The 25,289-nt window shown below is 68.2% G+C and carries 25 protein-coding genes; 5 read left to right on the forward strand and 20 right to left on the reverse strand.

What is annotated here, in order from left to right; all coding sequences use genetic code 11:
- Positions 1-152: 152 nt before the first annotated feature.
- From ACTWQR_RS14955 to ACTWQR_RS14965, 3 genes are all read right to left on the reverse strand, one after another.
- Positions 153-1,457 carry an extracellular solute-binding protein gene (locus ACTWQR_RS14955; RefSeq protein ID WP_443227519.1) on the reverse strand — a complete coding sequence of 435 codons (1,305 nt, stop codon included), beginning with the start codon at positions 1,455-1,457 and terminating at the stop codon, positions 153-155.
- A gap of 411 nt (positions 1,458-1,868) precedes the next feature.
- Positions 1,869-2,165, reverse strand: coding sequence for a DUF3039 domain-containing protein (locus ACTWQR_RS14960; RefSeq protein ID WP_443227520.1), 297 nt, complete (start codon positions 2,163-2,165; stop codon positions 1,869-1,871).
- A gap of 29 nt (positions 2,166-2,194) precedes the next feature.
- On the reverse strand, positions 2,195-2,767 hold the full coding sequence (locus ACTWQR_RS14965) for a YqgE/AlgH family protein (protein WP_443227521.1): 573 nt from the start codon (positions 2,765-2,767) through the stop codon (positions 2,195-2,197).
- Positions 2,768-3,074: 307 nt separating this feature from the next.
- On the opposite strand from ACTWQR_RS14965, the gene murA reads away from it, so the two are divergent.
- Positions 3,075-4,421, forward strand: a complete 1,347-nt coding sequence (murA, locus tag ACTWQR_RS14970) for a UDP-N-acetylglucosamine 1-carboxyvinyltransferase (RefSeq protein WP_443227522.1) — start codon at positions 3,075-3,077, stop codon at positions 4,419-4,421.
- A gap of 116 nt (positions 4,422-4,537) precedes the next feature.
- On the opposite strand, the gene ACTWQR_RS14975 is transcribed toward murA, so the two are convergent.
- From ACTWQR_RS14975 to ACTWQR_RS14985, 3 genes are all read right to left on the reverse strand, one after another.
- Entirely contained in the window at positions 4,538-4,819 is a 282-nt protein-coding gene (locus tag ACTWQR_RS14975) for an HU family DNA-binding protein (RefSeq protein ID WP_006374476.1), read from the reverse strand.
- 619 nt (positions 4,820-5,438) lie between these two features.
- On the reverse strand, positions 5,439-6,860 hold the full coding sequence (locus tag ACTWQR_RS14980) for an NAD-dependent malic enzyme (RefSeq protein WP_443227523.1): 1,422 nt from the start codon (positions 6,858-6,860) through the stop codon (positions 5,439-5,441).
- A gap of 324 nt (positions 6,861-7,184) precedes the next feature.
- On the reverse strand, positions 7,185-9,515 hold the full coding sequence (locus ACTWQR_RS14985) for a HelD family protein (RefSeq protein ID WP_443227601.1): 2,331 nt from the start codon (positions 9,513-9,515) through the stop codon (positions 7,185-7,187).
- Between ACTWQR_RS14985 and ACTWQR_RS14990 the strand changes: the two genes are divergently transcribed.
- The gene (locus ACTWQR_RS14990; RefSeq protein ID WP_363109100.1) at positions 9,456-9,596 is read left to right on the forward strand and encodes a hypothetical protein; all 141 of its coding nucleotides are present in this window, start codon (positions 9,456-9,458) and stop codon (positions 9,594-9,596) included. The two genes, ACTWQR_RS14985 and ACTWQR_RS14990, sit on opposite strands and share 60 nt — an antisense overlap.
- 67 nt (positions 9,597-9,663) lie before the next feature.
- On the opposite strand, the gene ACTWQR_RS14995 is transcribed toward ACTWQR_RS14990, so the two are convergent.
- From ACTWQR_RS14995 to ACTWQR_RS15005, 3 genes are all read right to left on the reverse strand, one after another.
- Positions 9,664-10,434 carry a zf-HC2 domain-containing protein gene (locus tag ACTWQR_RS14995; protein ID WP_443227524.1) on the reverse strand — a complete coding sequence of 257 codons (771 nt, stop codon included), beginning with the start codon at positions 10,432-10,434 and terminating at the stop codon, positions 9,664-9,666.
- Between the two features lie 38 nt (positions 10,435-10,472).
- The gene (locus tag ACTWQR_RS15000; RefSeq protein WP_221357382.1) at positions 10,473-10,994 is read right to left on the reverse strand and encodes a sigma-70 family RNA polymerase sigma factor; all 522 of its coding nucleotides are present in this window, start codon (positions 10,992-10,994) and stop codon (positions 10,473-10,475) included.
- A 274-nt stretch (positions 10,995-11,268) separates the two neighbouring features.
- Positions 11,269-11,862 (reverse strand): CGNR zinc finger domain-containing protein, encoded by a 594-nt coding sequence (locus ACTWQR_RS15005; RefSeq protein WP_443227525.1) that lies wholly within the window; start codon positions 11,860-11,862, stop codon positions 11,269-11,271.
- Between the two features lie 195 nt (positions 11,863-12,057).
- On the opposite strand from ACTWQR_RS15005, the gene ACTWQR_RS15010 reads away from it, so the two are divergent.
- Positions 12,058-12,654, forward strand: a complete 597-nt coding sequence (locus ACTWQR_RS15010; protein WP_443227526.1) for an anthrone oxygenase family protein — start codon at positions 12,058-12,060, stop codon at positions 12,652-12,654.
- Here ACTWQR_RS15010 and ACTWQR_RS15015 read toward each other — a convergent pair.
- From ACTWQR_RS15015 to ACTWQR_RS15030, 4 genes are all read right to left on the reverse strand, one after another.
- Entirely contained in the window at positions 12,603-13,775 is a 1,173-nt protein-coding gene (locus ACTWQR_RS15015; RefSeq protein ID WP_443227527.1) for a uroporphyrinogen-III synthase, read from the reverse strand. The two genes, ACTWQR_RS15010 and ACTWQR_RS15015, sit on opposite strands and share 52 nt — an antisense overlap.
- 174 nt (positions 13,776-13,949) lie before the next feature.
- Entirely contained in the window at positions 13,950-15,332 is a 1,383-nt protein-coding gene (locus tag ACTWQR_RS15020) for a nitrate/nitrite transporter (RefSeq protein ID WP_443227528.1), read from the reverse strand.
- Between the two features lie 147 nt (positions 15,333-15,479).
- Complete coding sequence (locus ACTWQR_RS15025) at positions 15,480-16,415, reverse strand: hypothetical protein (RefSeq protein ID WP_443227529.1); 936 nt, start codon at positions 16,413-16,415, stop codon at positions 15,480-15,482.
- A 180-nt stretch (positions 16,416-16,595) separates the two neighbouring features.
- Positions 16,596-17,054, reverse strand: a complete 459-nt coding sequence (locus ACTWQR_RS15030; RefSeq protein ID WP_443227530.1) for an ATP-binding protein — start codon at positions 17,052-17,054, stop codon at positions 16,596-16,598.
- Positions 17,055-17,292: 238 nt separating this feature from the next.
- Here ACTWQR_RS15030 and ACTWQR_RS15035 point away from each other — a divergent pair, with 238 nt between their 5' ends.
- Together ACTWQR_RS15035 and ACTWQR_RS15040 are read left to right on the forward strand one after the other, a co-directional pair.
- Positions 17,293-18,144: a helix-turn-helix domain-containing protein gene (locus ACTWQR_RS15035; RefSeq protein WP_443227531.1), complete on the forward strand. Its 852-nt coding sequence runs from the start codon at positions 17,293-17,295 to the stop codon at positions 18,142-18,144.
- Positions 18,145-18,156: 12 nt separating this feature from the next.
- Positions 18,157-18,351 carry a DUF397 domain-containing protein gene (locus ACTWQR_RS15040; RefSeq protein ID WP_443227532.1) on the forward strand — a complete coding sequence of 65 codons (195 nt, stop codon included), beginning with the start codon at positions 18,157-18,159 and terminating at the stop codon, positions 18,349-18,351.
- A 125-nt stretch (positions 18,352-18,476) separates the two neighbouring features.
- Here the strand turns inward: ACTWQR_RS15040 and ACTWQR_RS15045 are convergent, their stop codons facing one another.
- The 7 genes from ACTWQR_RS15045 to ACTWQR_RS15075 all read right to left on the reverse strand — a co-directional run bounded on the left by ACTWQR_RS15045 (position 18,477) and on the right by ACTWQR_RS15075 (position 25,277).
- Positions 18,477-19,163, reverse strand: a complete 687-nt coding sequence (locus tag ACTWQR_RS15045; RefSeq protein WP_443227533.1) for a hypothetical protein — start codon at positions 19,161-19,163, stop codon at positions 18,477-18,479.
- Complete coding sequence (locus ACTWQR_RS15050; RefSeq protein WP_443227534.1) at positions 19,164-19,784, reverse strand: hypothetical protein; 621 nt, start codon at positions 19,782-19,784, stop codon at positions 19,164-19,166. It lies immediately after the preceding gene.
- A gap of 93 nt (positions 19,785-19,877) precedes the next feature.
- Entirely contained in the window at positions 19,878-21,182 is a 1,305-nt protein-coding gene (locus ACTWQR_RS15055; protein ID WP_443227535.1) for a hypothetical protein, read from the reverse strand.
- Between the two features lie 50 nt (positions 21,183-21,232).
- A complete protein-coding gene (locus ACTWQR_RS15060) occupies positions 21,233-21,550 on the reverse strand; it encodes a hypothetical protein (protein ID WP_443227536.1) in 318 nt (105 codons plus the stop codon).
- A gap of 123 nt (positions 21,551-21,673) precedes the next feature.
- Entirely contained in the window at positions 21,674-22,666 is a 993-nt protein-coding gene (locus ACTWQR_RS15065; RefSeq protein WP_443227537.1) for a hypothetical protein, read from the reverse strand.
- Positions 22,667-22,704: 38 nt separating this feature from the next.
- A complete protein-coding gene (locus tag ACTWQR_RS15070) occupies positions 22,705-23,370 on the reverse strand; it encodes a hypothetical protein (protein WP_443227538.1) in 666 nt (221 codons plus the stop codon).
- Positions 23,371-24,059: 689 nt separating this feature from the next.
- Positions 24,060-25,277 carry an acyltransferase family protein gene (locus ACTWQR_RS15075; protein ID WP_443227539.1) on the reverse strand — a complete coding sequence of 406 codons (1,218 nt, stop codon included), beginning with the start codon at positions 25,275-25,277 and terminating at the stop codon, positions 24,060-24,062.
- Positions 25,278-25,289: the final 12 nt, after the last annotated feature.

Raw genomic sequence — 25,289 nt, forward strand, 5'->3', positions numbered from 1 at the left:
ACCGGCGGGTGACACCAACTCACCAGGCGCGTCAGGTGCGTTCTCACCGCGGCCGGCGGGCCGCGCCGGTTCCCCGGAGCGGCCCGCGGCGACAGCACCGCGGCGCGGCGGCGGGGCGGCGCCCCCCGGAGCCGCGCCGTTCGTCACCCGGCTCACCCCGCGGAGCTGAACGCGGCGTTCATCTTCTTCGCCGCGTCCTTCGAGGCTGCCGCCACGTCCTTACGTCCACTGACGATCTCCTGGAACATCGTCGGCAGGACGAGGGACGCGTCGATCTGGGACCAGGCCGGCGAGGTGGGGACGAACTTGGTGCCGGCGCCGAGGGTCTTCACGAAGGGCTCGACGTACGCCTCCCGTTTCGCGACGTCCTGGCGCACGTCCGTGTACGTCGGCAGGAAGCCCATCGCGTCGAAGAGTTCGCCCTGCGTCTTCTTCGAGGCAAGCTCCTTCATGAGGTCGACCGCGAGAGTGCGGTGTGTGGTGCTGTCCAGTACGCCGATGTTGTTGCCGCCCGCGAAGGCGGGAGCGATCTCGCCCTCCTTGAGCCCAGGCAGCGGCACGACGGAGTACTTGCCCTTGACCTTCCCCGCCTCGACCGCCGCGTGGCTGAAGTCACCGCCGATCGCCATGCCCGCCTTGCCGGCCGCGAAGGCGGTGATCGTGTCGTTGCCGCCCATGCCCGCGCACTTGGCGGCCGGGCAGTTGTCGTCACCGAAGAGCGAGGTGTACGCCTTGATGCCCTTCTGGGCCGCCGCGCTGTCGATCGTCGCGGCGTACGAGCCGCCCTTGCCCTTGGCGATCTCGCCGCCGTTGGACCAGACGAAGGGCATCGCGCCGAACGTGTACGCGCCGCCGACCGCAAGCCCGTACAGTTCCGGCTTCGCCTGCCGGATCGCCTTGGCGGTGGTGATCAACTCAGCCTGGGTCTTGGGGACTTCGAGGCCCAGCTCCTTGAAGACGTCGGTGCGGTAGTAGAGGGCGCGGACACCGACGAAGTAGGGGGCGCCGTAGATCTTGCCGTCGACCGTGACGGACTGCTTGGCGGTCGGGTCGCTGTCCTTGGACTCGTTCCAGTCCGTGAACTCTTTGGAGATGTCGGCGAGTCCGCCGTCCTTCACGTAACCGGCCGTGTCGGTGTTCCCGAACTCGATGAGGTCGGGCGCGCTCTTGGGGTCGTTGAAGGCGGCCTTGATCTTCTCGGCGCGCGTCTCGACGGGTATGTACTGGACGTCGACCTCGGTGCCCTCGTGGGCCTTCTCGAAGGCGTCGACAACACCGGCGACCACCTTCTCCTTCGGGGAGTTGGCGACCTCCTGGAAGAGCCACACCCGCAGGGTGCCGCTCTTCTCGTCCGCGCCCCCGGAGTTGTCGGAGGACTCAGGGGCGCAGGCGGTCGCCGTGAGCCCGGCGACGACAAGTGCGGCGATCGGGGCGGCCATTCGTGCAGAGAGCTTCATGAGCGTCCTCCGGGGAGTGTTGCAGCATATGCAATGGTGGTTTTACGCTGCACAACGCTCGGAGACTATGGAGTACATGAACATGCCCACAAGAGGTCTCAACCACTCTGTGACCGGCGAGAGCACCCTGCGCAACGGCACACAGCAACAAAGGCCCCGGGACGCGCCATAACGTGCGTCGGGCGCGTCAGCCGTTACCGGCGGCCCGCTCATGACTCGCGCCCGGCGACCCCTATCCGCGCCACGAGGCCCTCGGCACCCCGTATATGCCCCACGAAATATGCGCCGCGAAGCAAGCCCCGGGTACGACAAGACCGCGGCACCCCGCACCGGGGCGCCGCGGCCGTGCAAGATTCACGCCGTGCCAGGTCCACGCGGCGTACCGGCCGGAGGACGCCGGCGCGGGGCGGGTTACTTGTCGCCGCCGTCCTTGCCCTGGTCGCCACCGGCGCCCATGGACTCGTAGATCTCCTTGCACATGGGACACACGGGATACTTCTTCGGGTCGCGACCCGGAACCCACACCTTGCCGCAGAGCGCGACGACCGGCGTGCCGTCCAGCGCGCTCGCCATGATCTTGTCCTTCTGGACATAGTGGGCGAAGCGCTCGTGGTCACCGTCGCCGTGCGACGTCTGGGGCGCAGGCTCTACGAGGGTCCCCGTCCCAGTACCTCGCTGGGGCTGGGTCTCAGGCTCAAGAGTGCTCATAAGCGCAAGAGTACTGAAGCCGACGGGCATCAGTTGAGCGAAGGGTCGTCCGGATACGTGGCCACCATCGCCAGCTCGTTGCGCTGACGCCTGAGCACCTCGCGCCACAGCCGTTCCGGAGCGGGCGACGAGACGTCTCCGGGCTCGGACTCGACGACGTACCAGGCACCCTCGACGAGTTCGTCCTCCAGTTGACCGGGGCCCCAGCCGGCGTACCCGGCGAAGATCCGCAGGCTGCCGAGGGCCGAGGCCAGCAGCTCCGGCGGAGCCTCCAGGTCCACCAGTCCGATCGCCCCGTGCACCCGGCGCCAGCCCAGCGGCGCTCGCTCGCTGGACGCGCCCCCCGGGATCACGGCCACACCGAGCGCCGAGTCGAGCGATACCGGGCCGCCCTGGAAGACGACGCCGGGCTCGCCCGCGAGGTCGGCCCAGCCCGAGAGGATGTCGCCCACGTCCACCGGGGTGGGGCGGTTGAGGACGACGCCCAGGGAGCCCTCCTCGTCGTGGTCGAGGAGCAACACCACCGCGCGGTCGAAGTTCGGGTCCGCCAGGGCGGGCGTGGCCACGAGCAACCGCCCTGTGAGCGAGGACACCTCGGTCATGCCTGACATGATCTCGCATCTTCCCCGCCCGAGGGGAGGCAATGCGCGTACCCGCGTGAATGCGGCCATGAATTGGAGAAGTGGCCTGGTAAGGCCTCGTTTGAGGGTGGTGCTGGGAGACGGGCGGGTGTACATACGCAGGCGGAGCGCACGCCGGCTCCGGTGACCCCGTGTGCCCGATCAGGCGCGGCTCGTGTTGTGGCAAAGCTATGACAACCCCGGTGCGCACTTGGGCTTACTGAACGGGGGTAGGCGGCCATTACGCTTGCTCCTCGGCCCCTGTCCAACTCATCGGAACGCGAGATACATGACCGTCAACGGCTCAGACGACGTACTCCTTGTGCACGGCGGAACCCCGCTGGAAGGTGAGATCCGTGTCCGCGGTGCGAAGAACCTCGTACCGAAGGCCATGGTCGCCGCGCTGCTCGGCAGCGCTCCGAGCCGGCTGCGCAACGTACCCGACATCCGCGACGTGCGCGTCGTACGCGGGCTGCTGCAGCTGCACGGGGTGACGGTCCGTCCCGGAGAGGAGCCGGGCGAGCTGGTCCTGGACCCGTCGCACGTCGAGAGCGCGAACGTCGCCGACATCGACGCGCACGCGGGATCGTCGCGTATCCCGATCCTGTTCTGCGGCCCGCTGCTGCACCGTCTGGGCCACGCGTTCATTCCGGGCCTGGGCGGCTGCGACATCGGCGGCCGGCCGATCGACTTCCACTTCGAGGTGCTGCGGCAGTTCGGCGCGAAGATCGAGAAGCGCGCGGACGGCCAGTACCTGGAGGCTCCGCAGCGGCTGCGCGGCACCAAGATCCAGCTGCCGTACCCGTCCGTTGGCGCGACCGAGCAGGTACTGCTGACCGCCGTCCTGGCCGAGGGCACCACCGAGCTGTCCAACGCGGCTGTCGAGCCGGAGATCGAGGACCTCATCTGCGTGCTGCAGAAGATGGGCGCGATCATCGCGATGGACACCGACCGCACCATCCGCATCACCGGCGTCGACAGCCTCGGCGGCTACACCCACGCGGCCCTCCCGGACCGCCTGGAGGCCGCCTCCTGGGCTTCCGCGGCGCTGGCGACCGAAGGCAACATCTACGTCCGCGGCGCCCAGCAGCGCTCGATGATGACGTTCCTGAACACCTACCGGAAGGTCGGCGGCGCCTTCGAGATCGACGACGAGGGCATCCGCTTCTGGCACCCGGGCGGCCAGCTCAAGTCGATCGCGCTGGAGACGGACGTCCACCCCGGCTTCCAGACCGACTGGCAGCAGCCGCTCGTCGTCGCGCTCACGCAGGCTACGGGCCTGTCGATCGTCCACGAGACGGTGTACGAGTCCCGCCTCGGCTTCACCTCCGCGCTGAACCAGATGGGCGCGCACATCCAGCTCTACCGCGAGTGCCTCGGCGGCTCCCACTGCCGCTTCGGCCAGCGCAACTTCCTCCACTCCGCGGTCGTGTCGGGCCCGACCAAGCTCCAGGGCGCCGACCTCGTGATCCCCGACCTCCGCGGCGGCTTCTCGTATCTCATCGCGGCCCTGGCGGCCCAGGGCACGTCCCGGGTCCACGGCATCGACCTGATCAACCGCGGCTACGAGAACTTCATGGAGAAGCTCGTGGAACTCGGCGCGAAGGTCGAGCTGCCGGGCAAGGCGCTCGGGTAGCACCCTTCTTCGCTCACGTCTCGCTCACGCCAATGGGGCGGCCACCCGGATCGGGTGGCCGCCCCATCGACGTACTGCACTGCCGTGCGCCGTCCCGTGCGCGGGCGGCGTAGGCCTTACTTGCCCTTGGCGGCTTCCTTGAGCTTCGAGCCCGCGGAGACCTTCACGCTGTAGCCGGCCGGGATGTCGATCGGGTCGCCGGTCTGCGGGTTGCGCGCGGTGCGAGCGGCACGGTGGGTGCGCTCGAAGGTCAGGAAGCCGGGGATGGTGACCTTCTCGTCACCCTTGGCGACGATCTCGCCGACGGTCTCGGCGAACGCGGCCAGAACGGCGTCGGCGTCCTTGCGGGTCACCTCGGCGCGGTCGGCCAGCGCGGCCACCAGCTCACTGCGGTTCATGTTGTTACTCCCGTGTTCTTCTTGCCGTTGAGGCGTGCCACGCGGCGGAGCCGCATATTGGGCACGTGAAGCCGATGCTGCCAGGGTCCTCGGTCGGTCCCCGGACCCGGGTCCGTAGCCGGACCCTCGCGCCCGAAGACGCATCCTGCCCCCACCTGCGGCGGGAAAGCCAATCCGGCACCCCTGGGAGTCACACGAAAAGCGCCACGGCCTCGAATTGGTGACGCTCCGTCCGCTCCCGGCAGCGGACCGCAGGGTCTGAAAGGGCCTGGTGGGCCCTCAGGACTGAACCATGGCCGCCACCCTAGAGGCGGCCACAGGCCCCGCGTTCCGCGACGCGCCGGTACCCAGGCGGGCGTGGCGACCATCACAGCCACCGATTTTGGCCGCCGCGCATGGCCACCGACCGAACCATCCATCGCGATGCCCATGCCCACTCCACCGCACCGCACACGGCCCGAGCGCGGACCGCGCCCCCGCGGGGGCGCGGGGAACTGCGCGCCAAGCCCCCACCGACCCGCAGCATACGAACCAACCCGCCCCGCACCCCTCCAAGGCCGGGGTCTGGGGGCGGAGCCCCAGGGGTAGTGCCACGTCGGTCGGAGCCGTCAAAGACGGCTCAGCCCGACACCGCCGCGCCCGCGGCCTTCGCCGCGTTGCGGACCGCGCCCGCGACCGCACCGGCGACCTTGTCGTTGAAGACGCTGGGGATGATGTAGTTCGGGTTGAGCTCGTCCTCGGTGACCACGTCGGCGAGGGCGGTCGCGGCGGCGAGCATCATCTCCGTGTTGACCGTGCGGGACTGGGCGTCCAGCAGACCGCGGAAGACGCCCGGGAAGACCAGCACGTTGTTGATCTGGTTCGGGAAGTCGGAGCGGCCGGTGGCCACCACAGCCGCCGTCTGGCGGGCGATCGCCGGGTCGACCTCGGGGTCGGGGTTGGCGAGGGCGAACACGATCGCACCGTCCGCCATGGCGGCCACGTCGTCGCCGTCGATGACGTTCGGGGCGGAGACACCGATGAAGACGTCGGAGCCGTGCACGGCCTCCTTCAACGTCCCCGTGACGCCCTCGGGGTTGGTGTTGTCCGCGATCCACCGCAGCGGCGAGTCGGGGGCGGCCTGGACCAGGTCCTCGCGGCCCGCGTGCACGACACCGTGGATGTCGGCCACGACGGCGTGCTTGACGCCGGCGGCGATCAGCAGCTTCAGGATGGCCGTACCGGCCGCGCCCGCACCGGACATGACGACGCGGATGTCGCCAATGCCCTTGCCCGCGACGCGCAGCGCGTTCGTCAGGGCCGCGAGCACGACGATCGCCGTACCGTGCTGGTCGTCGTGGAAGACCGGGATGTCGAGGGCCTCGCGCAGCCGTGCCTCGATCTCGAAGCAGCGGGGCGCGGAGATGTCTTCCAGGTTGATGCCCGCGAAGCCCGGGGCGATCGCCTTGACGATGGCGACGATCTCGTCGGTGTCCTGGGTGTCCAGGCACAGCGGCCAGGCGTCGATGTCGGCGAAGCGCTTGAAGAGGGCCGCCTTGCCCTCCATGACCGGCATGGCGGCCATCGGGCCGATGTTGCCGAGGCCCAGGACCGCCGAGCCGTCCGTCACGACCGCGACGGTGTTGCGCTTGATGGTCAGGCGGCGGGCGTCCTCGGGGTTCTCGGCGATCGCCATGCACACCCGGGCCACACCCGGCGTGTAGATCATCGAGAGGTCGTCACGGTTGCGGATCGGGTGCTTGGACTGCATCTCGATCTTGCCGCCGAGGTGCATCAGGAACGTACGGTCGGAGACCTTGCCGAGCGTGACGCCCTCGATGCCGCGCAGCTGCTCCACGATCTCGTCGGCGTGCGAGGTGGACGTCGCCGCGATGGTGACGTCGATCCGGAGCTTCTCGTGGCCGGAGGCGGTCACGTCGAGGCCGGTCACCGAGCCTCCGTGGGACTCGACGGCCCCGGTGAGCTGGGAGACCGCGGTTCCGCTCGCGGGCACCTCCAGCCGGACCGTCATCGAGTAGGAGACGCTGGGCGCCGTTGCCATGGCCGACTTCCTCTGCTTTCACCGTGTACTGCGAGCGTTACCGGCTCGCGAGTTTGCCGTCCGATCGTCGCACCTACCGCGGAGTACGTGGTAGCCACCCCGGATTGCGAACGTTTTGTTCACAACGAAACGAGGTCCACGTCACCAAGTGACGTGGACCTCTCGTACGTTCAACAACACGTTAATGACACCGACCCGCCATGCTCGCCTCGCGGCAAGTGGTCGCTCGTAGCGACGAAGGTTGGGCCCGGGGGCTTGGATCGGGCCGGTGTCACGTCCAAGGTAACAAACGATCCCCGTAAGGCAATTCCCGCATCGCTCGTCTCAGTCCCGGAGCAGGTCCGGCACTCCCCCCGCGTCGGGCTCGTCCCGGTCGGCCGAGACCACGGTCAGCTGCTGTGTGGCCCGGGTGAGGGCCACGTACAGCACCCGCAGGCCCGCGGGGGACTCGTCGGCGATCTCCGCCGGGGAGACGACCACCGTGGCGTCGTACTCCAGCCCCTTGGCCTCCAGGCTGCCGAGCGCGACCACGCGGTCCCCGAGCCCGGCCAGCCACCGTGCGGCCTCCGCGCGCCGATTCATGGCGACGACGACCCCGACCGTGCCGTCGACCTGGTCGAGCAGCCGCGCGGCCTCCTCCCGCACGGTCTTCGCCAGGGAATCCCGTACGACGGCGTACCGAGGCCGTACGCCCGTCGAACGGACCGCTGCCGGGGACTCGGAGCCGGGCATGGCGAGGGCCAGGACCTTGGCCGCGAGCTCGGCGATCTCGGCCGGGTTGCGGTAGTTGACGGTGAGCGTGAAGCGGCGGCGCGGGCGGGTGCCGAGGGCCTCGTCGCGGGCCTCGGCGGCCTCGTCGGGGTCCGACCAGGACGACTGGGCGGGGTCGCCGACAACCGTCCAGGTGGCGTGCCGGCCGCGGCGGCCGATCATGCGCCACTGCATGGGCGTGACGTCCTGGGCCTCGTCGACGATGACGTGCGCGTACTCCGTACGCTCCTGGGACAGCCGCTCGGCGCGCTCGCGCCGCGTCTCCTCGCGTACGGGCATGAGCTCCTCCAGGCCCGTGAGCTCGTCGAGCGGGTCGAGGTCACGCTTCTTGCGGGGGCGGGACGGCGTACCGAGGATCGACGCCAGCTCGTCCAGCATCGCCACGTCGTGCACGGAGAGGCCGTCGCGCTTCAGGGAGCGCGCCACCCGCCGTACCTCGCCGGGGTTGAGGATCCGCCGCGCCCACCGCCCGAGCCGCTTCTCGTCGGCCATCGCCACCAGGACGGCGCGCGGTGTCAGCTCCGGCCACCAGGCGTCGAAGAACGCGATGAAGCTGTCCTCGGAGCTGACGTCCTCGTCGAACGACGAGCGAAGTTCCGCCGCCAGCTCCGGGTCGGCGTGCCGGGTGCCGGCGCCGGACCGCGCCCAGAGCGCGTCGAGCAGCAGCTTGCGGGCCCGCGGCCGGAGCAGGTTCACGGGCGCGGTCCCGGAGAGCGCGTTGTGCCGGATGCGGTCCAGTTCGGGGGCCTCCAGCTCCAGGCGGCGCCCGAAGGCGACCACGCGCAGGCGGGTGGTCGAGGTGGCGGGGGCTGCCGGCAGGTCCTCGTCCGGTTCCTCGTCGCCGAACGCGAGCTGTCCCTGGGACGGACCCCCGGACGAACCCCGCGACGAAGCGGCACCCGGCTCCTCCAGCGTCCCCTGCGCCGCCTTCCGCAGCACTTTCAGCATCCTGTACGACCCCTTGGCCCGCGCGACCGCCGGTGAGTCGTACAGCGTGGCCTCGGCACCGTCGACCAGGGAGCCGACCGCGCGGATGGCGACCTGACCCTCCTCGCCGAGGGACGGCAGGACGCCCTCCGTGTACGCCACCAGCAGCGGCGTGGGCGAGACGATCAGGATGCCGCCCGCGTACCGGCGCCGGTCCTGGTAGAGCAGGTACGCGGCCCGGTGCAGGGCGACAGCCGTCTTGCCCGTCCCCGGTCCGCCCTCCACGTACGTCACCGACGCGGCGGGCGCCCGGATGACCAGGTCCTGCTCGGCCTGGATGGAGGCGACGATGTCCCGCATGGTGTGGCTGCGGGCCTGGCCGAGCGCGGCCATCAGGGCGCCGTCGCCGATCACCGGCAGCTCGCGCCCGGCGAGGGTCGCCTTCAGCTCCGGGCGCATCAGGTCGTCCTCGACCCCGAGGACCTTGCGGCCCTTGGAGCGGATGACCCGACGACGTACGACCCGGCCGGGATCGACCGGCGTGGAGCGGTAGAACGGCGCGGCCGCCGGGGCCCGCCAGTCGATGACCAGCGGCGCGTAGTCGGAGTCCAGGACGCCGATGCGGCCGATGTGGAGGGTCTCCGCGATCTCGGCCGTGCCGTCCTCGCGGACGGCCCCCTCCGCCGCCTCCACGGCGGTGTACGCGCCGTCCGGGCCCTTCTTGCCGTCCTTGCCGAGGAGCAGGTCGATCCGACCGAAGAGGAAGTCCTCGAACTCGTTGTTGAGGCGGTTGAGATGAATCCCCGCCCTGAACACCTGGGCGTCCCGCTCCGCGAGCGCCCCGGGCGTTCCGACCTGTCCGCGCTTGGCGGCGTCGTTCATCAGGAACTCCGCCTCGTGGATCTTTTCCTCAAGGCGCTGGTACACCCGGTCAAGGTGCTCCTGCTCGACACCGATCTCCCGGTCGCGTACCGAATCGCCTACCGGATCAAGCGCCGTTTCCTGCTGAACCTGAGCGGCCACCGGGCCCCCTTCTGACGTGCATAGCAGCCGTCAACCGTACGCGAAGGGGGCCCCGTGAGGCTACGTTTCCGCTCTGGGTCGGTTACACGTTCACCTGGACCAGGCGCTTGCCTTCGAAGGTCATGACCTCGAAGTGGTCGATATCGGCGGGATCCATGGCGACGCCACCGTGCACGTAGAGCGGCTTCTTGGCCTGCTCGGTGGTGGCGTTCTTGATGCCGTAGCCCCACTTCGGGACCGCCCAGGAGGTCGCCGTCTCACGCTCGCCGTTCTTGCCGACGGCGATGAGGGAGCACTTCTCCGGCCCTTTGACGTTCTTCAGCTCCAGGACCGCGTGGGTGCCCCAGGCCTTGGACTGCATCCCGACCGTGGCGCTGACCTTGGTGCTCGCGTCCGTGCCGTCGACCTTTTCGGTCATGGTCTTGAACGCTTCCTCGGCGGGACCGGCGGAGTGCGCGGGCTGAGCCTGCTGCTCCGTCTCGCCGCCGGTGACCGCGATCGCGGCGATCGGGCCACCGATGATCAGCGAGGCCGCGAGCCCGAAGAAGGCACGCCGACTCCTCTTGGCGCGGACGCGGCGCTCGGAGACCTCGCCGACCAGCCGGTCCGCGAGCCGCGGGCTCGGGCGGGCGGCCAGCGACTCGCCGATGGCCGGGGTGCCGATGGAGCCCGGGAGATCCGCGAGGGCGGCCAGCATCGGCTCCATGCCGGCGAGTTCGTCGAGCTGTTGCGCGCACCACGCGCACGTGGCGAGGTGCGCCTCGAAGGCGGTCGCCTCGGCGTCGTCGAGGATGCCGAGGGCGTAGGCACCGACGGTTTCGTGCAGATCGCCCGGTCCCTGCGAACTTTGCATGGATCCAGGACTACCCGTTCCGTATCCCCCGTATGTGCTCATGCCGTCACCCCCCGCTCTTCCAGTGCGAGCTTCATCGAACGCAGGGCATAGAACACCCGTGAGCGCACCGTGCCACTGGGTATCCCGAGCGTCTCGGCTGCCTCATTTACGGTACGCCCCTTGAAGTACGTCTCGACGAGTACCTCCCGGTGAGCCGGGGTGAGGTCCTCGAGCGCGTCAGAGAGTGTCATCAGCCACAACGCCTTGTCGATCTCGTCCTCCGCGGGGATGACCTCCAACGGTGACGGGTCCACCTCCTGAGGCCGGGCCTGCCGGCTGCGGTGGCCGTCGATGACGATGCGTCGAGCGACCGTCACCAGCCAGGGGCGTACCGAACCGGTAGCTCGGTTGAGCTGACCGGCGTTCTTCCAGGCGCGGATGAGCGTCTCCTGCACGACGTCCTCAGCCCGCTGCCGGTCTCCCGCGACGAGCCGCAGCACGTAGGCGAGCAGAGGCCCGGCGTGTTCGCGGTACAGCGCACGCATCAGCTCCTCGTCCGGTTCCGAGGGCTGGGACATGCGATGTCGGGCCCTCGGCGATCGTTCATCGGCCACGGCGGAATCCTTGCGCACGCCTACCTCCGGTGTCCGGGGGATCCCCCAGTCGGTCGCTCATCACCGGATACGGGCGGAGGTGCTGCGCTGTTCAATGTGCACGGAATTCTTTGTGAGGAGCGCGAGACTGAGAGGGAGTCAAATCCCTTCACATGCTCCACATTTGCTTCACGGGGGCTCCACCGAGGGATACTAGCCCGGGCAGACACCACTCCATACCCACGGGTATGCCGCCACCCTATGCTCGCGCGAGGGCCGCCCTGCGCCGATGCCGGGCGACCCTTTCGCGGTTTCCGCACACCTCACTGGAGCACCACCTGCGACGACGCCCCCGGGATGTGTCCAGGTACACGATCGGGCAGTTGTCTCCCTCGCACTGGCGGAGGTCGGCGCGGGCGACGGGATCTGTGAGGAGTTCCACTGCGTCACGGGCGATCGCCGCGATCAAGGCGGCGCAGGCGGGCGGGCCGTCGAGGGCGCGTACGAGCGAGCCGCCGGCATCCCATTCGGCGCGCGGTACCGGTGGTGCGGGGCGGGCGAGTTCGTTGACGCGGGTCAGCGCGATGTCGAAGGGCCGGGAGTCCCGCGAGGGTTCACGGCCCACCAATTGCCCGATATGGCCGCGCAGTTCGCGGAAGCCCACGAGCCAGGAGGAGTCGGCCGCCGCCAGCGACGTACCCGCCGGGACGAGTCCGGATCCGACGATCCAGGCCCGCAGCGGTTCGACCGAGTCGAGCCGTTCCTCCGGGTGCGTGGTCGCCAGGAGATCCAGACAGATCCGTCCGGAGTCGAACCGCAGCTCGTACGGGGCTGTGGCCATGCCCAGTGCCATGTGCCTGTCACCGCCTTGGGTTACCGCCGTGAGGGGGTCGGTGAGGGGTCCGTCCGTCTCCCTACAGTGCCTTCCCGCACGCGCCGCCGGAACCCCCCGTAACGCCTTGGCCGCCGTACAGCCCTGGACGTCCGCTTATGCGCGTGCGCGTCACGGCCATGTCGCCCGCCCCGGCCCGCCGGTTGACTCGTGGCCATGACGAACACGAACACGACAGCGAGCACAGAGAACGGAGAGCGGCGGCGTACGACCGCCGGGGGTGTACTGGTCGCGGCCACGGTCGCCACGGGTCTGATGGCCGGACTCTTCGCCGCGTACGCGAACAGCGTGATGCCGGCGCTGGCCCGCAGCGACGACCGCCTCTACATCGAGGTCATGCAGAACATCGACGACGTCATCCAGAACCCGCTGTTCCTCCTGGGCTTCAGCGGCGCGCTGCTGCTGACGGCCGTCTCGGCCTGGCAGTTGCGCGGCTCACCACGGCTTCGGGTGTGGGTGTTCCCGGCACTCGTCATGTACGTGCTCGCGTTCCTGGTGACCGTCGTCTTCAACATCCCGCTGAACACCGACATCGTGGACTCCGGGAATCCGGCCACGATCACCGATCCGGCCGCCGTGCGCGAGAAGTTCGAGGACCCGTGGGTGGCCTGGAACGTCGTACGGGCCGTACTGCACACCCTCGCCTTCGTCCTGCTGACGCCGGCGCTGGTGCTGTACGGACGCCATGGCCGGAGCGGGCGTCAGTCGTCGCCGTACTTGGAGTCGGCGGCCGGGTCCAGCGCCAGCCGGTAGCCGCGCTTGACGACGGTCTGGATGAGCTTGGGCGCACCGAGTGCCGTACGCAGCCGGGCCATCGCCGTCTCCACCGCGTGCTCGTCCCGGCCCGCGCCGGGCAGCGCCCGCAGCAGTTCGGCCCGGGCCACCACCCATCCGGGCCGCCGTGAGAGCGCCCGCAGGAGCGACATCCCGGCGGGCGGTACGGGCCGCAGCGCGTCGTCCACCAGCACCGCGTGCCCCCGGATCTCCACCCGGTGGCCGGCGATCGGCAGCGTTCGTGCCCGGGACGGCAGCTCCTGACACAGGATCTGTACGAGCGGGCCGAGCCGGAAGCGTTCCGGCTGGACCGTGTCGACGCCGCGGGCCTGCAGCGGCAGTGCGGTGACCGGGCCGACGCAGGCCGGCAGCACGTCGTGGTTGAGGGCGGCGAGCAGCTCGGGCAGCAGCCCGCGGTCCTCGGCGCGGCCCAGCAGCGAGGCGGCGGCCGGCGCGCTGGTGAAGGTAAGCGCGTCGATACCGCGGGTGACCGCGGCGTCGAGCATCCGGTCGACGGGCCCGATGTCCTCCGGCGGCATCCACCGGTACACGGGTACGCCGACGACCTCGGCGCCCGCGGCCCGCAGCGCCTCGACGAAACCGGGCAGCGGCTCGCCGTGCAGCTGGACCGCGATCCGGCGCCCTTCGACCCCTTCGTCCAGCAGCCGGTCGAGTACCTCGGCCATGGACTCGGAGGACGGGGACCATTCCTCGTTGAGCCCGGCGGCCCGGATCGAACCCTTGACCTTGGGCCCGCGGGCGAGCAGCTCGACCCCCCGCAGTACGTTGAGGAGATCCTCGCCGAGACCCCAGCCGTCGGCGGCCTCGACCCACCCCCGGAATCCGATCGCCGTGGTGGCGACCACGATGTCAGGGGCCTCGTGGAGCAGCTGCTTGGTCGCCGCGAGCAGTTCGCTGTCGTCGGAGAGGGGCACGATGCGCAGGGCGGGGGCGTGCATGACGACGGCCCCGCGCCGCTGGAGGAGCGCCCCGAGCTCGTCGGCTCGTCGGGCGGCGGTCACACCGACGGTGAACCCCGCGAGGGGGCCCTGGTCCCGCTGGCCCGGTCGCTGTTCTGGTCGCTGCTGGTCCTCGTACATGTGTCCTGTCCCGCTCGAGTGGTGTTTCGTCCTGAGTCACCCGCTGGGTCTGGGGGGCGTCTTGCTCCGGGGCGTCCTCTGCACGCCGCGTGGCCGCACGCCTTCATGGCGGTCTACCGAGCCTGTCAACGGTGCGTGACAGACTCGGTTCCGCTTTATGTCGCTCGTGTTACGTCACACTTCGGCGTAGCTGAGCTGCGACTTCGCTTCCGATGCTGTCGTGGCCGTGGACTGGGCCTTCGCCGGGCGGCGAAGGTATACGGCCCAGGTGACTCCGAAGCAGACCGCGTAGAAGGCGAGGAAGCCGACGAAGGCTCCCGTGCCGGAACCGACACTCAGGAACGACTGCCGGAAGGCGAGGTTGATCCCCAGCCCGCCGAGCGCGCCCACCGCTCCGATGAGCCCCATCGAGGCGCCGGACAGCCGCCGCCCGTAGGACGCGGCCTCTTCACCGGTCAGGCCCTTGGCGACGGCCTTGGCCTGGAAGATGCCGGGGATCATCTTGTACGTGGACCCGTTCCCGAGCCCGGTCAGTACAAACAGCAGGATGAAGGCCGTGGTGAACAGGGCCAGCGACTGCTCCATGGACGCGGCCACGATGACGGCGGTCGCGACACCCATGCCGACGAAGTTCCACAGAGTGATCTTCGCCCCGCCGTACTTGTCGGCGAGCCAGCCGCCCACGGGCCGGATCAGCGAGCCGAGGAGCGGGCCGATGAAGGTGACGTAGGCCGACTCCAGCGGCGTACGGCCGAACTGCGTCTGCAGCACGAGCCCGAAGGCGAAGCTGTATCCGATGAACGAGCCGAACGTCCCGATGTAGAGGAAGGACATGATCCAGGTGTGCGGGTCCTTCACGGCCTCCTTGGCCGCGCCGGTGTCGTTCTTCACGGACGTGATGTTGTCCATGTACATGGCGCCGAGGACGGCGGCGATGATGATGAGCGGGATGTAGATGCCCAGCAGGACGCGCGGCCCTGCACTGGCACCGATGACGGCGAGCCCGACGAGCTGCACGACCGGCACGCCGATGTTGCCGCCGCCGGCGTTGAGCCCGAGAGCCCACCCCTTCTTCCTCAAGGGGAAGAAGGAATTGATGTTGGTCATGGAGGAGGCGAAGTTGCCTCCTCCGACGCCGGCGAGCATGGCGCACACCAGGAAGGTGCCGAAGGATGTCCCCGGCTCCATCACGATGAACGCGGCGATCGTCGGGATGAGCAGCATGCTCGCCGAGACGATGGTCCAGTTTCGGCCACCGAAGCGGGCGACGGCGAAGGTGTAGGGCACCCGCACGATCGAGCCGACCAGCGTGGCCATCGAGATGATGAAGAACTTGTCGGCGGGGGTGAGCCCGTACTCGGGGCCCATGAAGAGAACCATGACCGACCACAGGGTCCAGATCGAGAACCCGATGTGCTCGGAAAGGACGGAGAAGAAGAGGTTCCGATTGGCGACCTTCTCTCCCGTCTCCTTCCAGAACGTCTCGTCCTCCGGGTCCCACTGCTCGATCCAGCGGCCCCCCTTGCGCGGTGTGATGCTGCTGCTCGGGGCTGTCATCTCACGCCTCCACTTTCTCCGGGTCCGTGTGCCCGAAGGTAGGGATGACGCGTTTCCGCCCTGTGGCTGTGGGTGACCGCCCGGGAACGTTGCTCTCACCCCGGGACGAGGGGCGCGGTGAGGGTTTTCGCAAAACGTGGGGGTTTCCTACTGGTGAGGGGGGTGGCGGGGCTGCTGCTGGGGGCTCGGGTGGGCCGCCCGCTGGGATTGAGGGTACGCGTGCGGGTGGGGGTGGGGCTGCGACTGAGGGTGGGGTTGAGGGTGGGGATGCTGCGGTACGGGGCAGGGGTGGGGGTAGGGGGCTTGGGCGCCGTACGGGCCGGGGGACTGTGAGGCGTACTGACCGTGGGCATACGGAGTGGAGGTGTACGGACCGGGACTGGCGGTGTACGGACCTGGCGTCGGCGTACCCGGAGCGTATGTACCCGGTGCAGGCGTACCGAACGGATTCCCCGCAGGCATACCGAAGGGATTTCCGTGGCCCGGGAGCTGCCCGCCCAACGGCAGGTACCGCACCCGCCCCGTTTCGTCCGTCACCGGGGCGAACCCGGCCGCCTGCAACCGCGCCGCGAACTTGGCATTCCGGTTCCGCGTGACGACGACACCGATGCCGAGCAGCCCCATCAGAAGCACCCAGAAGATGCCCGAGAAGACGAAGGCCGTGGAGTCCCCACCTGTCCGCACCGCCAGAACCAGACACCCGACGGTGACGCCGAGGGCCCCGTACAGCATCCGCTTCTCGGCGTTCTTCCCGGTCAGGTCGAAGTTGATCCGCGCCTTGAGCAGCTCCAGGGCGTCGGGCACGAAGGGAGGGAGCGGCCCACCACTGGCGGCGTTCGGAAACTGGGCCCAGTTCTGCGCGGCCCGCTGCCGGGCGACCGGGCCGGGATCGGGCACGATGAGCATCTTCAGCTGACTCCCCTGCCCACCCCCTTGTCGCACGTCCGCGTACTCGTACCCGAACTGCTGCGCGACGAAGGCAAGCCTGGAGAGCTTCTTCACGGAGGACATGGGGCTGGTGAGCTCGACGGGCTCTCCGCTTGCCATGAGCTGGAACATCTTCTGCAACTGGCGCTTGCTCACGGCTGTCTTCCCCGCCCCCACCTGGTGATCATTGCCTGTTTCAGCACCCTATCCACCGCCGCGGAGGGCCCACGGCCCCTCACACGGACTGCACGGAAGGCTCACACACGGCGACTGCGTCAGCCGGACTCCCGTCGGCCTAAATTCATTACGGCCAGCGGGGCGGCTGTGACTACACGACTACCGACTGCGACAGCCCCCTCCCCCGACCTCGAACCACAGCAGTTTGCCCGCACTCCCGTAGCGCTTGTCGCCGACCGGCCATCCACCCCACACATCCGCGCACTGCTGCACGAGCAGCAGCCCGCGCCCGCCTTCCGCGTCCGCCGGGGCGGGCGGGACGCGATCGCCAGGGGGCTCGTCGAAGGGTGCGGGAATATGCGGGCTGCTGTCCCACACACCCACCCGCAACCGCCCGTCGCCCAACGCGGTCAGCCGCAGGGAGGCGGGTCCCTTCGTATGCCGGTAGGCGTTGGTGACCAACTCGGACGTCAGCAGCTCGGTGACGTCGAGGACTCCGGGCATGCCGTGCCCGTTCAGCGCGGCCCGCACGGTCATACGTGCGACGCGTGCGGCGCGGGGGTCATGGGGCAGGCGAAGGGCGTACACCCAGGTATCGGGCGGGGCTACGGTGACCATGGATGCCTCCGGGAGGGAGAAGGAGGAGAAGGGGACTTGGGCTCGCGCAACTGCGGCGCCGTGCGGCGGCAATGCCTGGGTTGGTGCGCTTCCGGCTTACGGGCGGACCCAGTTGAGCGGCGTATGCACACTCTAGAGCAGGGTGATGTGATACTTAACATCGATCGGGCATTATGATTCGCATTCCACTCTTGTGAGTGAACACGAGAGTGCTGCCGGGAAGCGAGAGAGGGCAGCCGTGCCACCCAGCAACAACCCCACCCTGCGGCAGCAACGCCTCGGCTCCGAGCTGCGCAAACTCCGTGAGCATGCGGGACTCACCGCCACCGCCGCGGCGAGCCTTCTCGGGCTTCGGCAGGCTCAGATCAGCGGCATCGAGGCGGGCCGCTACGCGGTCAGCGCCGATCGCGTCCGCACCTTCGCCCGCAGCTACAGCTGCGCCGACCCGGCGTTCGTCGACGCGTTGGCCGCTATGACCGGTGGCCGACAGCGCGGATGGTGGGACGAGTACCGAGACCACTTGCCCGTCGGTCTCATCGACCTCGCAGAGCTGGAGCACCACGCGGCGGCTTTGCGCGTGGCACTGGTCATCCACATTCCCGCCTTGCTACAGACCACCGACCACGCTCGCGCCCTCTTCGGCGAGGCGGTGCCACCCTTTCGGCAGCACGAGATCGAGCACCGGGTCAGCCACCGCGTCAAACGGCAGGGCATCCTGTACCGAGAGACTCCACCCCCCTATACAGCAGTGATCCACGAGTGCGCCCTGCACATGGGATACGGCGGCCCCACCACAGTCCGTGCCCAGCTCCAACACCTCCTGGACATGAGCGAGTTGGACCACGTCACCGTGCGGATCATCCCGTTCGGCAAAGGCTCCTTCCCCGGAACAGGACAGTCCATTGACTACCTCGTGGGTACGGTCCCGCAACTCGATACCGTTCAGCTGGACGCCCACCACGGCTGCGAATTCCTCGACGCGGAGGCCCAGTTGGACAAGTACCGTCACGTGCTTGACCGCATGGAGGCGAATGCCTTGAAACCCGCCGCGTCCCGCGACCTCATCCACCGCATCACCCAGGACACCTGAGAGAGACCGACAGTGCCCAACCCTCAATGGCAGAAGTCCACTTACAGCCCGGACGCCTCCAACTGCGTCTACGTCGCCGCCACCCCCACCGGAGCCATCCACCTCCGCGAAAGCGACGACCCAGAGATCACCCTCTCGACCACCCGCGCCCCCATGAGTGCCCTAATACGCACCCTGAAGGCGCCCCCGTCCGCGCGCAGCACCTGACCAAGTGGAAGCTTTGGGACACCAGATCGGGCCCAGGCACCGCATCTGGTGTCCCAAAGCTTCCACTTGGTGACGAGCCAGGCAGCCGGCTCCGCCGGCGGAGCCCTATCCCGCTGTTTCCGTCGTCAACGCGTCGCGCTCGTGCCAGGTTCCAGCGGATTGTCGAAGGTGACCGTTTCGGCGACCTGCTGGAGGATCGCGCGGTACTGCTCGCGGCGGGCTACCGCCGTTGTGCTCAGCGTGAGGATGACCAGGCGCTTGCAGTCGGGGTGGGGCAAGTGAGCGTGGATCTGGATGAGGGGTGCCTGGGGAAGCCCGCTGTCCACCGAGGGCTTGAGTACGGTCTCGCTGAAGGTGGCTGGGCCGCAGGGAAGTTCGAGGTACTCGATTCGAGTGTGACCTTGGGCTGAAGTCACGGCGCGGCCCGCGGTTACCGCGCGCGGGGCCACGGCCGTGTCACGCCAGGAAAGTGTGAAAAAGGAAAGCAAGGGTGGACCGCTGCCATTGTCCGCGTCATCGATGTCGTCGCGGTGCAGGCCGACCGAACAATGGGCGGTGCCGACCTCGCGCAGAGCCCCCAGCAACTGCTGGCCCTGCGCGAACTGGGCGATGAACTGCTGGCGGATCACGTCGTCGGGCGCCGCGTCGAGAAACGGGGCGAGGGCAGTACGCAGCACGTCGGCAGCCGGGGATTCAGGCGCGGGCAAGAGGGCGTCGAGAGGCAGAGTCGTGAAACCTGGGGGTTCGGCGAACCAGACTTCGGTGGTGGGATTCTTGACGGAGTCGTGGAGCGTGAAGCTGGGGATGGTCATTCAGGATGTCTTTCCCCGGCGTGTATCAGGTTGGGCGGGGTGGATCCCGACACGTCGGCCACGTTCGATGTCTTCAGGTGTAGCGCCCCAGTCCGCGAAACAGCGGCCGTCATCCGCCCCCGACTGCTGCTGAAGGACATGTAGGCGGCGAGGTGCCTCACCGTTCGGAGTGGGCGCGGCAATGAGGCCGATGAAGCGTGGGTCGCCGGCGAACCACACGACCTCAATCTGTGCCTTCAGCTCGGGCTTGGCACGGAGGGCCAAGCGGCGGCTCCACCACTCCGTGCGCAGATGCTGGGGGAACACCAACGGCAGTCGCTGCTCCGGGCGGGCCGGATTGGGGAGTTCGAACCATCCGTACTGCCTGCCGATGACCTCTGGATGTTTGGTCAGCCCCGAAGGTACGCCGCGGAGAATTTGCCATGGATACGTTTGCAAGATGCGCCGCATGCGGAACGCCGCGGGAAAGTAGCGCAGTTGGAGCACAGCTCGGTACAGGGAATAGATCAAAAAGGGAACGAACAGGAAGGCGAACCCTGGAGACAGGAATACGACCAGCACGGCCAGCAGGCCAATCCAAGCGGCAAGCCATCCGATGAGACCGACGATGTTCATGACCATGTGGCCCACCCAGGCCCGGTGGGTAGGCGGGTGTTCCCAGGCGGTGGTGTAGTCAGCAGGATTCACTGGCGCGCTCTTCCTCCGGAGGGAAAGTCAAAAGACGTGACCAACAAGGTTCAGGATTCCACCGTTGTCGAGGATGAGCCGCGTCCCGTCAATTCCGGCAACAGAGCCATCCTTGATTCCATCGTCGTCCGCATCCACCAGGCTGTTGACCAGGCCGAAGCCACTAGTGCCCACACCAATCGAGCTCGACGTGGCGGCTACCGCTCTCTCCGCCTTCGCGGTGTCACTCGCACCGCGCACCAGCCATCCGGTCAGCGGATTGTTCAAACCGGAGACGCCTTGCGCCCCTTCCATGATCTTGGAACCGACGACGCCGGCCTTCTGGCCAAATGAGAGGGTCTCACTTCCAGCACGAATGGCGTTTACCGCTCCTCGGGTTCCGACCGTTGCTGCTCCAAGCCCCGGAAGCGCGCCCATGACGTCGCCTCCCACAGTGACGAGGCCACTGAAGAAGTCAGCGTCGAACTCACCCTTGGTGAAGCCATCCTCCAACGACGCCCACAACTCGGGGTCCTGGCCGATTCGAAAACCCAACGCCGTCACACTCAGCGCCGAGGCCGTCAGCATGAGCGCCGCCACCATCGCCACCCCCAGCGGCCCAGCGAAGATGATCGCCACCAGTCCGACGACCCCCGCCACAAAGCTGAGGATGTCCGGCAGGTTCTCACCGAGCCAGTCCATCGCCGAGTCGAACCACCCCGGCTCATGCGGCGCCAGCTTCTTCGTCGCGTCGCGGATCTTGCCCGCCCGGTGCTGCGCCTGTTTCTCATGCTCCTCGGCGAGCTTCCGGGCCCTGCCCAGGATCTTCTCGAGGTCGGCTTCCGCCTCGTCCACGGCCGTGTTCGCACGGGTCAACGCCTTTTGCGCGTCGTCGTGCCCGGCGCCCTTCTTGTCCTTCAGGCTCGGGTCATCGCCCGCCGTTGTCGCCCGGCCCTTCGCCGTGTCGACCACGGCACGCGCGTCCTTCGCCTCCTCGTCCAGCCGCTTGGCCCGGCGCTGGAAGTCGTCGAGCTCGCCCTCCCAGAGGTTCAGCTGCTTGGCAGCCTTACGAAGGGAGTGCGCGGCGTTCTTCAGGTTCAGCGGCAGCGGGCCACCGTCGAGCTGCTCCCGGAAGGCGACGGCGGCGTCGCCCTTCCAGTAGCTGCCGTCCATCAGCTTGGTGACCAGGTCACGCGTGTCTTCAAGAACCTTCGCGCAGCTTGCGAGCTTCTTGTGCAGGCCGCTTACCGTCTCGGTGCTGCCCGGTACAGGGTTGAAGCCCAGGTTGGGGTAGTCGGGGTTCGGCATCCTCGGCGCGGATTTGAGCCCTTGAGGCTTTCCGCGGTCGGCCACGTACTGAGGGTCGAGGGGTGCACCCGGTTGCGGTTCGACACCAGGGGTCGTCACTTCTTGTCCCCGCCCTCACCGCTCCTGGCCTTGTTCAGCGCTTCCTCGAGCGCCTTGTCGACCTCGCGGTAACTGTCCCGGCTCTTGCCGATGATCTTCGCAAGGTCCTCGGTCTGCTTGCCGATCTCCTCCGAGCCGTACTTCCAGTCCTCCTGGAAGTCCTCACAGGCGGAGTCGAGATCATCCGTGCCGAGCCCTGTAATCGTCGCGTCCGACAGCGCCTTGCGGACACCCTTGAGCGAATCCGTCGACTTGTTCAGCATCTTCATGAAACGCCCGAGCTCATCGCCGTCAACGGCTAACCGGTCCGCCACGCGCTCCTGCTCCCCGTTCGCCCGCCATTCCTGAACCGGAACGACGCTATCCGCTCTTGGTCCGCCCGGCCAACCGCCCTCTCGGGGAACGCAGTTGGCCACTGCCCGAACCCATCACCGCGGTCAGCGGTTTACGGCCTGGATCTCCTGCACGATCACGTCCTGCTCAGCCCCGAACTCTCCATCAGGCAACGCCTGGTCCTCGTTGACGCCGGTGCCGGTCCAGTGGATCTTCCAGGTGATGGTGGCCTGGAGCTGGTACGAGCCGTCGCCCGAGGAGCGCAGGTATTTCACGCCGCAGGGCGGGGTCTCATCGGCCTTGCCCTTCGCGTAGGGCTCACCGATCGAACCGTCCGCATTGATCTCGCACTCACCTGAGGCTGGATACGTCGTGGCGTCGTCCGTACCCGGCTCGATCTTCAGCGAGACCGGTTCCGCCGTGGTCGTCGCCTCGACGTCCAGCAGCGGGACGGAGGCAGTCACAGACACCGGCTTGAACTTCGCCGTGTCCAGCCACGACCACGTCGGAAGGTTCACCTTCGTGGTGCCCTCCGGGGCGAGTTCGACCTTCGTCGACGGTACGCGGATCTCGGCGTAGGCGAGTTGGGCCAGCATCTCAGGAGTGATCGCCTCGGGAACGTCCGCGGGTGGCGGATCACCGTTGTCCACCCAGAAATAAGGCCTGGTGCAGTCGAGGGCGCCGGGGTCACCCTGCCGACCCTCCGTGACGTACGAGTCCCACCAGTAGCCCTCGCCGGCCTTGTCCTTGTTGAAGTCCTTGTACGGCTCGCCGTTCACATAACGGTCACGCTGCTCGGCGTCCCACTGATAGCCCGTCGACTCGGACTCCCAGGTCGGCTCCACGTGCTTCTGGAACTGGTCGGGCGTGTACTTCGGGGCGTAATAGCAGGCGGGCGGCGTCCAGTTGGCGGCTGAGGACGTCACAGGTCCCGCAGATTCACCGGTGCCGTTCTTGGAGCGGTCAAAGACCACAGCGCCGGCGTTCGCGGACAACGTCTCATCCTTCTGGCCCCCACCCACCTGAGTCTCGGAGCCCGTGTTGTTGCCACCTGGGGTCCACCCGGCCCAAGCAGTCGGGCTGACGGCCAACACCATGACGCCCGCCAAGACACTTGCGCGAACCGAGATCCTTGCTACGGCTGGCACTGGGCCGCCCCCCTCGTGGAAAGGATCTGTGATGTCTGCCAGATCCCGTCGGCGTTCTTGTCCAACTTGGTGTTGTACTGGACGTAGCTGTCCTTGGTGACAGGAGTCTTGGCAATCTTGTTGGTCTTCTTGTCCTTGCTGAAGCCCTTGCTCTCGTCCGCACAGAACGTGAGTACCGCCGATGTCTCGCTCTGGAGCGTCACCTTGCGGTCGTAGTACCGCGCCTCGCCCGTGATCGTGGCTCCGGCGTCCTTGAACTGTTCAACCCAGGACAGTGCGGCCTCAAGAGCTTTGCCTGTGTTGTAGAAGGCGAGCGCTTCGCCCTTGGGATCTGTCCCTGTGATTGCGGCGTTAACAGCGCGCATGCGCTCCGCATTGTCCGCGAGCACGGCCTCCTTGACCGGGTCGCCTGTGCCCTTGTCCTCGAAGACCAACGTCACGTCGGATGGCAGCTCGATCTTCGGCCGCTCGGCGGAATCCGCCGCGCTCTCACTCGGCGAAGCCGACTTCTCGGTGCCGGTATCAGCGCCCGCGATCTTGTCGCTGTCCTTGGAACTGTCGCTGTCGCTGTCGCCACCGCCGCAGGCGGACAGCGTCAAAGCCGCAGCGGCGGTCAGCGTGATCGCTGCGAGCAAGGTGGGGCGGCGGTTCACTGACGACTCCCGGTGGGGCGAGGGTTGACATGAGCGGAGTAACGCTATCGATGCGGCGGTGGTGACACCAGAGCGAATAGCGTCGAGGGCAGTTCCGTACGGGCCCCAAAGCGCCCATAAGCTCACCAAATGGCAGCCTGGAGGCTTCCATTGAGTGAGCCTCGGGAAGCGGCACAACTGCCGCCTTGGCCAGTGCAAACCGTCGAATGACGTCGTCCCCAGCCGGCCCGATCTTCAACGAAGCGGACACAGCTCCGTAACAGGCGGAGTCCAGTCAGCCTCAGGGTTGGCCCTTCGCACTCCCCCTCTGGGAATCGAGCTCTGCCAATCGAGCTTTTCGCCAGCCCAGACACCCTGGCCGGTTGGCCGCTGCCGACTCGGCCGCCGCGGCGGTCAGCGCGAGGTGGTGGGGCGAGGGGGGACACGACGAGGGGGGACACGAGCGGAGGCACGCTACCGACAACCGGGCCGGCCACCCCAAGGGGCTCCCGCCGCCCCTCACTCCGTCCCGCGGTGGCTGGCCGGAGTCGGACGGCGTCGTCATCTGCGGGTGGCGCTACTCGAGTTGCGTCTGGCGAGGCAAGCAACACCAGCCGCCCGATGCGGCCCAACATTCACCACGTGCCACCCGCAGGCAAGTACGTATACGCCTCGATAAGGGCGCAGACATACCCAAGTACGTACGTGGGTCAGGCCCTTCGCCTGGACCCTCCACGTTTCGCACCGTTCGGCCACAGCTGCGGCCGCCTCTTCGCCGCCAGGTCCTCCGCCCAGCCGAAGCAGACGATGCAGCCTCCGATGAGGACCCAGGTGAGGGCGAAGACGGGCCACGGGCTCTCCAGCAGCCAGGAGAAGTGCTGCCACATCACGTCGATCCCCCACAGCCGGTCCCACTGTGTCGCGACGATGAGGATGCAGACGTTGTGCCAGAGATAGATCGTCACGGCGCGGGAGTTGAGGAGGGTGATCAGTTTGTCCCAGCGGCGCAGCCGACGTGGCCATTCGGACCAGGACGGGCTGAAGTGCACCAGCAGCAGCACCGTGCCGAAGGACCAGAGGGCCTGGGCCAGGGGCATGCTGTCCAGGTCGTGGTCGTTGGTGAAGTTGTGGTTCAGGGCGTACCAGAGCCCGAGCAGGGCGATGACCGGGGCCACGGACGGGACGACGTAGCCCGGCAGGCGTTTCAGGATCCCCTCCTGGTGCGCCATGCCGAGGATCCAGCAGGCACCGAAGGTGCTGAAGTCGGTGAGTGCCGAGGGGATCCGCTCGCCGGGAAGGCTGACGTAGCCCAGCTCGAACGCGGCCGACAGGGCGATCGGCGCGACGATCGTCAGCAGCGGAAGGGCACGCAGGGCCTTCAGCAGGATCGGCGACAGCAGTACGTACCAGAGATAAGCGCGTACGTACCACAGCGGGCCCGCGAGGTCCGAGGCCCAGTTGTCGCCGATGAAACCCTGGACGCCGGGCAGTCCCTCGGCGAAGGGCGGATCACTGAACGGGACGATCCAGAAGGTGAGATGGAGCCACCACCAGCCGGGGTGCCCGTCCGCGTTCGGTCCCCAGCCCTGGAGGACCATGCCGGTGACGCCGACCGCGCCGAGAAGCCAGATCGGGGGCACCAGGCGACGGATCCGGCCGCGGATGACCTGCGTGGCGGGGCGCTTGAGCGAGCGGGCCATGAGGTTGCCGGCCAGCGCGAACATCACGCCCATGGAGGGGAACACCAGGGGCAGCCAAGCCCAGCCCGTCAGGTGGTAGAGGACGACGCGGAAGAGGGCGAGCCCGCGGAGGAAGTCGAAGTACAGGTCTCGGGCGGGGGCGCGGCGGGCGGGCGTCGGAGCCGGTTGCGGTGGGTCCGGTTCCAGTTCCGGTCCCGACTCCTCCCGGGTGGGCGGGACGGAAGGCATCGCCCCTGTCCA

Origin of the sequence: Streptomyces sp. 2A115 (genome assembly GCF_052245575.1) — a bacterium.
Lineage (GTDB): Bacteria > Actinomycetota > Actinomycetes > Streptomycetales > Streptomycetaceae > Streptomyces.

Bases quoted from the DNA above. Each gene is read 5' to 3' on its own strand.
- ACTWQR_RS14955 (WP_443227519.1), bottom strand. From the start codon at position 1,457: ATGAAGCTCTCTGCACGAATGGCCGCCCCGATCGCCGCACTTGTCGTC.
- ACTWQR_RS14960 (WP_443227520.1), bottom strand. From the start codon at position 2,165: ATGAGCACTCTTGAGCCTGAGACCCAGCCCCAGCGAGGTACTGGGACG.
- ACTWQR_RS14965 (WP_443227521.1), bottom strand. From the start codon at position 2,767: ATGACCGAGGTGTCCTCGCTCACAGGGCGGTTGCTCGTGGCCACGCCC.
- murA (WP_443227522.1), top strand. From the start codon at position 3,075: ATGACCGTCAACGGCTCAGACGACGTACTCCTTGTGCACGGCGGAACC.
- ACTWQR_RS14975 (WP_006374476.1), bottom strand. From the start codon at position 4,819: ATGAACCGCAGTGAGCTGGTGGCCGCGCTGGCCGACCGCGCCGAGGTG.
- ACTWQR_RS14980 (WP_443227523.1), bottom strand. From the start codon at position 6,860: ATGGCAACGGCGCCCAGCGTCTCCTACTCGATGACGGTCCGGCTGGAG.
- ACTWQR_RS14995 (WP_443227524.1), bottom strand. From the start codon at position 10,434: ATGCAAAGTTCGCAGGGACCGGGCGATCTGCACGAAACCGTCGGTGCC.
- ACTWQR_RS15000 (WP_221357382.1), bottom strand. From the start codon at position 10,994: ATGTCCCAGCCCTCGGAACCGGACGAGGAGCTGATGCGTGCGCTGTAC.
- ACTWQR_RS15005 (WP_443227525.1), bottom strand. From the start codon at position 11,862: ATGGCACTGGGCATGGCCACAGCCCCGTACGAGCTGCGGTTCGACTCC.
- ACTWQR_RS15010 (WP_443227526.1), top strand. From the start codon at position 12,058: ATGACGAACACGAACACGACAGCGAGCACAGAGAACGGAGAGCGGCGG.
- ACTWQR_RS15015 (WP_443227527.1), bottom strand. From the start codon at position 13,775: ATGTACGAGGACCAGCAGCGACCAGAACAGCGACCGGGCCAGCGGGAC.
- ACTWQR_RS15020 (WP_443227528.1), bottom strand. From the start codon at position 15,332: ATGACAGCCCCGAGCAGCAGCATCACACCGCGCAAGGGGGGCCGCTGG.
- ACTWQR_RS15030 (WP_443227530.1), bottom strand. From the start codon at position 17,054: ATGGTCACCGTAGCCCCGCCCGATACCTGGGTGTACGCCCTTCGCCTG.
- ACTWQR_RS15045 (WP_443227533.1), bottom strand. From the start codon at position 19,163: ATGACCATCCCCAGCTTCACGCTCCACGACTCCGTCAAGAATCCCACC.
- ACTWQR_RS15050 (WP_443227534.1), bottom strand. From the start codon at position 19,784: ATGGTCATGAACATCGTCGGTCTCATCGGATGGCTTGCCGCTTGGATT.
- ACTWQR_RS15065 (WP_443227537.1), bottom strand. From the start codon at position 22,666: ATGGTGTTGGCCGTCAGCCCGACTGCTTGGGCCGGGTGGACCCCAGGT.
- ACTWQR_RS15075 (WP_443227539.1), bottom strand. From the start codon at position 25,277: ATGCCTTCCGTCCCGCCCACCCGGGAGGAGTCGGGACCGGAACTGGAA.